This is a genomic window from Peptostreptococcus anaerobius VPI 4330 = DSM 2949 (assembly GCF_000381525.1).
GTDB classification, from domain to species: Bacteria; Bacillota; Clostridia; order Peptostreptococcales; family Peptostreptococcaceae; genus Peptostreptococcus; species Peptostreptococcus anaerobius.
The window spans coordinates 1-9,524 of sequence record NZ_KB906654.1; the positions used below are offsets into that span (position 1 = coordinate 1).

General features: G+C 36.0%; 4 protein-coding genes. 2 read left to right on the forward strand and 2 right to left on the reverse strand.

The features are described from left to right. Window positions 1-308: IS3 family transposase (locus F823_RS0109890; RefSeq protein WP_019595727.1), on the forward strand; the 308-nt coding region annotated here is incomplete at its 5' end. 60 nt (window positions 309-368) lie between these two features. Here F823_RS0109890 and F823_RS0109895 read toward each other — a convergent pair. Next, on the reverse strand, window positions 369-4,418 hold the full coding sequence (locus F823_RS0109895; RefSeq protein WP_019595728.1) for a cell wall-binding repeat-containing protein: 4,050 nt from the start codon (window positions 4,416-4,418) through the stop codon (window positions 369-371). A gap of 66 nt (window positions 4,419-4,484) precedes the next feature. Continuing rightward, entirely contained in the window at window positions 4,485-9,251 is a 4,767-nt protein-coding gene (locus F823_RS0109900) for an Ig-like domain-containing protein (RefSeq protein ID WP_019595729.1), read from the reverse strand. A 122-nt stretch (window positions 9,252-9,373) separates the two neighbouring features. Between F823_RS0109900 and F823_RS10980 the strand changes: the two genes are divergently transcribed. Continuing rightward, window positions 9,374-9,524, forward strand: a 151-nt coding sequence (locus F823_RS10980) for a transposase (RefSeq protein WP_207636118.1), incomplete at its 3' end; no start/stop codon positions are given.

The window sequence follows — 9,524 nt, forward strand, 5'->3', positions numbered from 1 at the left end:
TAATCATGCACTCAGACCAAGGATGGCAATATCAAAACAGCTACTACATTAAAGAACTAGAAAAGCATCAAATAACGCAGTCAATGTCAAAAAAAGGAAACTGCTACGATAACTGTATTATGGAAACATTCTTTGGCAGACTAAAAACAGAGATGTATTATGGATATGAGAGAGATTTTAAGACATTTAAAGAGTTTTCAAAAGCAATAGATGAATATATATACTACTACAACAACGAAAGGATTCAGAAGAAAACAAAATGGATGCCACCTACTTTGTATAGGTTAGCATCCATGAATGTAAACTAAATATTAATGTGTCCAGTTTTATGGGTACACATCATTTCTCCCAAGTTCTTTTCTTTTAACTTATTTGCTTAGCTCGTTTAGAACTCTATCACTTACCATACTTGTACCACCAATTGCTGTAATCTTTTCGATTTTTGATTTAGCGATATAGTCTTTTAGTGATTTTGGTGCATTGTTTGCAGGTGTCAATAGGATTGGCCTATCTGAGATAGCGCCTACTGGTCCTATTACAAGTGCGTCCATCCAATGTTCTCCATTTGCTAAGAATGTTTCTTTTGAACCGCTGAACTTCTTGTCTGCTATAGCAATAGCTGTTTCGTATCTTGTTCTACCACTTAATCTTTCTACTACTGTTGGTAGTGAAGCTTCTAGTGATTTATTTACTGTTGTGTATCCACCTGCTATTGTTACTTTGTTTATAGCTAGTTCTGTTATAGCATCTTTAACTGATTTTGGTAAGTTGTTTGCTCTTACTAGTAGTATTGGGTAACCTTGTCTTGATGCGTAAGGTGATACTGTTAGTGCGTCGGCAAATACTTGTCCTGATGCTACTACGCCGTGTCCAAGTTTTCCTGTTATTCCTACTACTCTTCTTGCAACTTGTGCTGAAGTTTCGTATCTGTCTCTACCGTAGATTCTTTCTACTGTATCTTTATCAAATTTAGCTAATTCTTTCTTAACTGCTTCTGATACTGATTTGTTTCCACCTACGACTATTACATCTTTTGCTCCAAGTCTTTGAATTTCTGCTGCTACTCTAGGGTCAAGTTTGTTAGTATCTGTTAGTAGGATAGGTGCTTTTAATAGCTTAGATAATACTGATGCTGTCATAGCGTCAGGGAAATCTTTCCTATCTACTACAATTACTGTGTTCGCTTGTCCAAAGTATTTCTTAGAAATTTCGATTGCTGTTTCAACTCTGTCCTTACCATGAACTCTACCGCTTTCTGGTTTTGATGGAGTTGGTGGTGTTGGTGGTGTTGGTGGTGTTGGGACTTTCTTATCTTTTACTGTTGTGTCAGCAGTGTTTGGTTTTTTACCCTTTTCTGTTTGTTCAACAGTTATCTTATCACCATTTTTAAGTGGCTTGTCTTTCGGTACTTGTACTTCCCATGTTTTATCATCCTTTACTGTAGTGTTTCCGATTGGATTACCATCTTTGTCCTTAACTACAATCTTAGATCCTGGTTCACCTTTACCAGTTATCTTATCGTCACCTTCAGTTGGTTGATCTATTATTGGTTTTTCAGAAGTAGATTGCTCTTTTGTCCAAGTTCCTGTAAATGTTTTGTCTGCATTCTTAGCACTTGTTGGATCCCAATTTATAAATGTGTAATCGTAGAAATTGTCTCCTTCTTTAACATTTTTAATAGGATCTAAGTTTTCTGGAGTATAAGTTTCATCTTTAGATACCTTTCCATCTTTTGGTAGTATATCTGTTAAAACTTTTGGCAATGTAGTGATTTCTGCATTGTTATTATCCTTATCAAGTAGCTTGAATGTATGCTTCATGATAAATGATTCTGTCGCTTTAGCAGTAAACTCCTTGTTTTTCTCTGTTACAATGTGGTTTGTCGGATTCCATACTACATTACTGAACTTACTAGCATCTGTAACTTGAGGATTGATGCTAGCAAAGATATTTTGCTTTGATGATAACTCATACGTGTCAAGGTTAGTTTTTGGTTTTACTTTATACTTAGCGTATTCTACAGGTGTTGCTGCACCAGTTTTATCTCCCGCTTTAACGCCTTCACCTAGCTTAAATGTTACTTCAATTGCACCATCTGGTGTGTTGTTATTTGTTGAAGATGTAATATGATCTGATACATATAGGTTTTGTTTTTTAACTAATAATTCACTACCATCACTGAATGTCACCTTGATATCTCCAATGAATGGATTAGTACTAGCTGTGCCTGAATTTCTTCCATTTTGGTCTTCAAACCTAGCTTTTTGGATTTCACCTTTTTGTTCAGATGTTAAACCAGTTTCGTCTATATTAACACCTTTTTTCCAATCAATATCGTCGTTCTTCCAAACTTTGATGTCTTGTGGGGTAAGTTTACCTTTTAGGATTGAAGCAAGAGACTCTGTAAATGTCCAAGTACCAGTAAACTTATTTTCGCCTTTTTTAATTTTTAGTGTTGCTAGTTCCCAACCACTGAATTTCCAAGAACCAATAAGTGTACCACTGTTATCTCTAACTGGAATAATCTTATCTTTTGCAACTTTTGTTTCAGCATTAACTGTTGCTTCAACTTCATATTCTGTATTATCAGTTGGTACTGCTGGAATACTAGTTTTACTTGGATCTGTTATAGATGTTTTGTTTTCATACTTGTACTCATATACTACTTTGCCTTTTTCTTTTACGAAATTAGCATTAACAGTAACTGGTGCTATAGTAATAACAGTTTTTAAACTAGAAACTTCATCTGGTACAAATGTCCAAGGTGTAGTTTCGTCTACCTTATAAACATCCTTTTTACCTTCAGCTGTTATGTTATATTGATTTTTAACATCTTCAATGCTTTTGCCTTCAACAGGGTTTACATAGTAAACTTTTTCAGCTCCACCATCAGCATCGCCAAGTTTTAATTTACCCTTGCTAGTATCAGCAGCAAATGTTACAGGTGTATAAGTCTTCTTCACATCATCACTTGCGTTATCTTCTGGAATAATTGAATCAAGTTTTCTGTAAGGAACTTCTACTGTATGTCCACCTTCTTCCAAATACTTTTTACCAGTTACATCGATATCTCCGTTTCTTTCATATCCGATAAATTTAGGCTGAGGAATCTTACTTGCATCTACATTTTCGCCAACATTACCTTTAGCCTCATCTGGATAGTTTTCACCTTTAATCTTGTATTTATCATTAATAGCAGTACCTTTTTCATCTACATACTGAATAGTAACTTTACCTTGTTCCTTTGGTCCATAGATTGCATAGAATGTTGTGTCACCTTCTACAACAAAGGTAGCCATATCTACAATAGGTCCACCTTTAGTTGTTGCCCATCCCTTAAATTCATTTTCAGGTTTGCCTGGTTCAGCTTTTGGTGGTGTTAAATCTTTATCTCCATTTGGAACTGTAACGGGACCTAATTTAGGATCGGTCGTAAATGAGTCGCCTAGCTTCAAGCTATGACCTGTATATTGAGTGGCAGGTTTTGTTGCCGGTGCTTTCCAAGTTCCGTTACCTGCTTCAAAATCAACACTAACTTTTTCACGCATTGTCAGATTAAATCCGTGGTAAGCATCGCCTGACTTCTTAAAGTAGTATTTAGAATTTGCTAACTGTCCTTGTCCCTCTTTTCCATCTACCTTAACCGTAACCCCTGATATATTGCCATCATCAGTAAGAGAAACATACGCATCATCTATTTTATTTAAATAGGTAATCTTTTTTTGGTCGTGATTGGCCCAAGTCCAGTTTGTACCTTTTCTCAAAACTAAATCTTTATTATCTTTTGGGAGATTAAAAAATTCACCTGCAGAATCAAATCTTTTATAGTTAGCTTGTACATTAGGTCTTTCTGATGTTCCAAACCACCTAGTTTCTATACCTGTATGTGCTATAAATCCAATATTGATTTCAAAAGCCGTAGGAACTGAATGTGCTTCAACCATTACACGAGAATCTCTTCCATCTGGAAATGTGATTGTAATAGATGGAGCTTTCTCCAATTTAGGTACTGGTAATAAAACAGTTTCACCAAAATAGTATGGGTAATCATTTGATGGATCATCATCATCTACTTTAGCTGCTGCTCTGGTTTTGAAAACATAGTTCTTTTTATATCCGTCCCCTTCGACAGTAAGAGTGACCTCATCAATATTAAGAACCTTCATCAACATTAAGTCAACATTTACACCAACCCATTGATCTTCAAAATCATCTTTACTCAATTCATTAATTTCTTGAGGTGCATATCTTGACTTAGTATAATCTACTCCTGGAAATTTAATAAAATAGCTATCCTTTCCAACGCTTAAAACATCAAGGTTTCTTTTGACTGGTTCTTTAGCAAAAACCATGTTACTGGGTAATGTGCCCAGTAACATAACAATTGCCAAGAAAAAACTTAACAATTTCTTTTTCATACATTATCCTTTCTAGAATTTAATATATTTTATTATATCATATTAGATGATAAATATTTCGATTCGTTAGTTAACTCTATGAGGAGTTAATCCGTCTAAATAATCTGCTACTTTTCTCACATTTGTTATCCTAGTAGCTTTAACAATTATATAATCTCCTGATTGCAATGGTTTTTCTAACTTAACAGATGCAGAACCCACTGGATTTACAATAATATCCTTATAAATCTTTGTGCCAGAGCCATCTTGATACCTTACACTAACAGTTGCTATTGTATCACCTGGATTTGTACTGATTTGTATAGACTCTTCATCCTTTTGTGCTCTAACTATATCTATTCTTAGAACAGGTTTTCTAATATTTTTAATTTTTTCTAAAACTTCATTAGTTAGATTATTGATTTCTTCAGAGTTTTTATCCTTACCCTTGTTGTCTATGGTTTCTTTAGCATCTTTATTAGTTTTATTTGCATCATTAATATCAGCCGATGGCTTTCTGTCTTTCTTTGCATCAACTATTGCATTATCAAGTTCTTTTTGAGCCTCTCTAAGCTTATCTAAAGCTTCATCTGTCTTCTTCTTTTCTTCGATGGCTTTTTCAATTTTATCCTTAGCCGCATTTACTTCTTCTTGATTTGGAGCTGGAACTCTCTTCTTAAGGTCTTCACCTTCTTGAATAGCTTTTTCTAAGTCTTTGTCTGCTGGTGTTCCGTCGTTTCTCTTATCAAGTTCGCCCTTACCATCAGTTATTGCCTTATCTAAAGCTGAAGTGTCTACTCCTACTGTTGCTTCAGCGTTATTAGGAGTCCAACCATCTTTCTTAGCTACAACTCTAATTACGTCGCCGTCTTTGAATCCGTCTGCATTGTTGTAAGTGTAGGATCCGTCTGGACTAACACCTACGTCTTTAGCTAATTGTTCATATTTACCTTCAGCATTCTTCTTAAAGATGTCAACTGTTGCAGCCTTTTCTGCTTTACCAGCTACTGTCTTTTCACCAGTTTTGATTGGATTGATAGTTGGGTCTGGTAGTTGTTGTCTTTCTACAACTTCTTGTGGCTGAGTCTTGCTAGAGTTGCCTGTTTCGTCTGCAACTTCAACTGTTACCTTGTCGCCCTTCTTTACAGCTGGATCAACTGGTATAACTAGTTTTCCATTTTCTTCCTTAACAGGTGTGTCTCCAACCTTCCAGTCTCCATTATCATCTTTTTTAACTTCTACAGTTTTCTTTGTTGGTTGTTCGCCAGGTTTAGCTGGTACTTCAACTTCAACTGTTATTGTCTTAGCGTCTTTTTCAGTAGGTGTCTTAACCTTGATGTCTTTGTCGCCATCTACTGGTTGATCAACTTTTGGAGTAGCTGGTGCTTCTGTATCTGCAGCTTCGCCAACTGTTGCTCTTGCGTTAGATGGTGTAGTTGTATCTGGATCACCCTTTGATTCAACTTCAACAACATTGTATTCCTCAAGTTTTAGCTTGTCCTTAGTTGGAATTATAAGCTTGCCGTCTTCAGTTTTTTCAACTGGAGTGTCGCCAATCTTCCAATTACCATCTTTGTCTTTAGTAACTGTAATTTCTTTTGAACCTTCTGGAGTGTTACCGCTCTTGTCAGTTTCTTTAATTACAAGTTCTGTAGAGTTATCTGCTGGTTTCACAGTAATCTTTTCAGATTCAGCCTTGATAGGATCAATTTCAGTCTTTCCAACTGGAGTCTTATCATCAGCTGTTCCATCATTATTAGCATCTCTTACTACTGTTGCAGTAGCTGGTTTAGATAGAGTCTTGTCAGCATCTTTTGCTAGGACTTGTACTTCTGCTCCAACTGGTAATTTAACAGCTAAGTCTACAGTTTTAGTAAGTTCATCGTTAGCTCCGATTTCAAAAGTTTCTTCTTTTGCTTCACCATCTACAGTGTATTTTACATAAACTGTTGTCGGTTTATTTTTAACTGTGAATTTAACAGTTGTCTTTTGTTTTGCAGTTCCTGATGCTTGTCCAGTAGATCCTGCAGTGTTTTGATTTGCTGCAAATTCAATTGTAGGTGTTGGAGTTTGAAGTTGTTTAACTTCAAGTGTTTGGTTAGTCGAACCTGTTTTAGCTTTTTCACCATCACCAATTGTAACATCAATAGTCTTGCCATTATGTTCTTTTTCTGTTAAAGCAAGCTCTTTAATAGCTTTGCCATTAACTGTTGCTGTGATGTCTGCAACTTCTTCATTATCTGCATTTTTGAATTTGCCTGTCGCATTGTCATAGTCAAAGATTTCGATGCCACCCTTGTTATCTCTTACAACAGCTTTTAGTCCAGTTCCAACAAGTTTTTCGCCTTGAGTGTAAGACATCTTATCAGGTGCGATAACTTGGATGTCCTTAACGTCTGTTAAATCAACCTTACCAGCGTCTGGTTTTCCGTCTTTGTTGACGTCGTTGAATACTGTTGTAGTTTGTGGTTTAGAAATTGTCTTAGGTTCATTTTTTGCATAAACTAAGATTTCTGCGCCACTTTCTAATGGTTTGTTGTTGTATTTAGCTTCAAGTGTGTAAGTTCCGTCATTATTTACTTTTAAGTTTTCAACTGTAACAGATCTTTCTTCACCATTTACTTTTACAGTAACAGTAATTACTGCACCCTTTTCAGTTTTACCCTTAACAGTTGTAAATGTTGGCTTCTTACCAATATTAGATGCAATAGCTGCTGGTCTTTCTGTTTGACCTGCTTGGTTGTCATCTTCTCCATCGTTGTCGGAGTCTCTTACTACTGTTGTTTCAACAGGGTCTGAGTCCTTCTTACCTGGTTCAGTTACAACAACTTTTACCTTTTTACCTTCGTCTTGTTTTGTAACTTCAACAGTGAATTCACCATTATCGCCAACTTTTTCAACCTTACCAATTTCTTTTCCTTCTTCATTTTTAATGATAACAGTTGAGCCTGGTTTAGCCTTACCAATTACTGTAGTAGTATCTTTTGGTTGGTCTGTAACTTCGTTAGTTCCTGGAACAACCTTGTTTTGGTTAAGTGCCTTAACGTCTTTTGCTTGTTCAGATTTTTCATCTTCATCAGCTTTACCATTCTTATCAGCGTCAAGTTGAACTTTTACATTCGGTTTAACTTCATTTGTCTTTCCATTTACTGTGATTTCTAACGGAATTTCATTAGTCTTACCTTCAGCTTTTAGTCCAATTTCTTCATTATTAGCTGGTTTTATTGTTACATCATTCATCTTAGCTAATTCTTCTGCTGTATAAGTTGCAGATTTTCCAGAGTCGTCAGTAAATTTAACTACTAGACCCTTGGTTTCAAACTTAGCTTTGCCTTCAGGTGTGTTAACCAAGTAATTCATCTTGTCTGGATTTTTGATGATTTCAACTTTTGTAGCTTTCTTGATGTCGAATTTTTCTTTATCGTCGTCTACACCGTTTCCATCTTTATCTTCTTTTACTACAGCTTCTGTTGGTTTTGATTCTTGTTTTTCTCCAACTTTTGCAGTAACTTGTACTTTTGTATCTTTTGGAAGTGCAGCATTATCTTTTTTAGCTTCTATTTTGTAGTCGCCATTGTTGTCTGCTGTAGCTTCTCCAACAACAACTTCTTTATTATCAATAGTTGTTTTTGCTACAACTTTTGCACCTGGTACTGCTTTACCTGTAATAGTTGTCGATTTTGGATCTTTTCCAACGTTAAGTGCCTTAGCTGTTGGTGCTGGAGTTGTTTCGTCTTCATCAGCGACACCATTATTATCAGCGTCAGTCTTGTATTGAGCTGTGATTTCTGTAGCTGTGTCTGACTTAGTAAATGTTCCTATTAGCGAAGGTTTCCATCCTGTGTGAACTTTACCTTTATTAGCTATTACCTTTGGAGCCTTTGTTGTAAGGTCAACTTGTACATTAGGTCTAACCCATACTGATTTTGTTGTGATAGGCGTTTCATTATCCTTACCAAAGTTACCATCAGTTCCTGCCATGAACTTAACTTCTTGGAAGCCTGCTACAGGTACATCGGAAATATCTGACTTAGGTTCATACTTAGCAGTGTGAGTTTTGTCTTCAGTATATTTTGTTTGAAGAGCTGGATTCCAACCACTAAATACAAAGCCATTATTAGCTGTAACTACAGGTGCGTTGAACTTAACGTCTTCCTTCTTCAATACCCAGAAAGTAGTTACTTGATCTTTACCGCCGACTTGCTCGAATTTACCTTGATCGCCTGCAACAAAATCTACTTTTGCGTAGTGTTCTGCATCTTTAGGATCTTCAGTTACAACAGTCGGTTTATATTGAGCTGTAACTGTTAGTCCATCTTTTCCAATAGCTTCTGTATCAACTTTGTCCCAACCTGTAAATTTGTAACCTTCAAATGCTGTTACTGTTGGTTTTGTGATATTAGCTAATGTCTTATTTTCTTCAGAGTTTACCCAGTAAATAGTTGTATATTCTGAAGAGATTACACCGTGGTCACCCTTCTTGAATTCAACTTTTACAAAGTTTTCTGGTACATCTGGTTTTTTGTCACCAGGTTTTTGTTCAACAACGTCCTTACCAGTGTAAGTGTATTGAGCTGTGAATGTGAAGCTCTTTTTGTTTTTTTCTGTTCCTGTAAATGTTTCAGGAATAGCTGGATCCCAATTTGCATCTTTTTTAGCTTCGTAGTTTGCATTCGGTTCAATTGTTGGAGCGTTTAATACTGTCTTTGCAGAACCATCTTTAACTAAGAATTTAGTAGTCCCTTTTAGTGTACCGTGAGCTCCTTCTTTGAATTCTACTTTTACATAGTCTTCTGGAATAACTTCCGGGAAGTTATCTTTGATTATAGGGACGTGTCCCTGTTGAGCTCGCAAAGCGTGCGAAACAATAAACCACCCGCTATGCGGGTGCGCGACAGATGTTATACAAAAAAATCACCATTCCATAGTATAATTGAATTGTTCAAGCTCAATAATACGAATAGGAAGGTGATTTTATGGCAAACAAAGCGAACAGCTTGTCTCATACAAAATGGATGTGTAAATATCACATTGTGTTTACTCCAAAATACAGGAGAAAAATAATATACAATCAATACAGAAATAGTATTGGTAAGATATTGAGACAACTATGTTCATACAGAGGTG